This window comes from Vibrio sp. 1249-1 (genome assembly GCF_033340495.1).
Genome location: NZ_JAWOWJ010001134.1, coordinates 1 through 528 on the forward strand (window position 1 = coordinate 1; position 528 = coordinate 528).

Here is a 528-nt window from a genome sequence, read left to right on the forward strand (position 1 = left end):
CCAATTGCATTAAGGAGGAAAGATGGCGATCGGTTTCGTAACTGACGTTACTAAAATAGACCTTGTCGAGATTAAGTAGGATTTGCTCAAAAGTATCTGCTCGCCATTCTGCAATATCCAGTTTTTCTTCGATATCGATTGCTGTGAACATCGAGAGGCTGGCTTCTTCAAAACTCGCAAGTAGAGGCAAAACCTCAGAATTGTCGCCAAAAACGCGGGGGGTCGTTTCTTTTAGTTCTTGAATGAGCTGCGTTGTTTTCTCAGCTTTATTCGGGATGGATGGGTTATTGGGTAAATTAAACAGGTAAGAGACTTTGTCGATGTAAACAGAGAATAATTGGGCTTTTTGTAAATCTTGAGCTTGAGTCGAAAGATTATGAACGTGTTGTCCCGCCAGAAAAAACAACAAAATGATTGGCAGTAAGACAAGGCCAAACAGTTTGTGTTTTACTGACAGGTTATTCCACGAAAAAATTCCGACCACAGCGCATTTCCATATCCAAAGGGTTGATATGAAAAGTGTAGTTT

1 pseudogene is annotated in these 528 nt (G+C 40.5%); it reads right to left on the reverse strand.

The annotated features are described in order from the left end of the window. A pseudogene (locus R7Z50_RS30885) lies at window positions 1-484 on the reverse strand (hybrid sensor histidine kinase/response regulator); the annotation flags it as partial. Window positions 485-528: the final 44 nt, after the last annotated feature.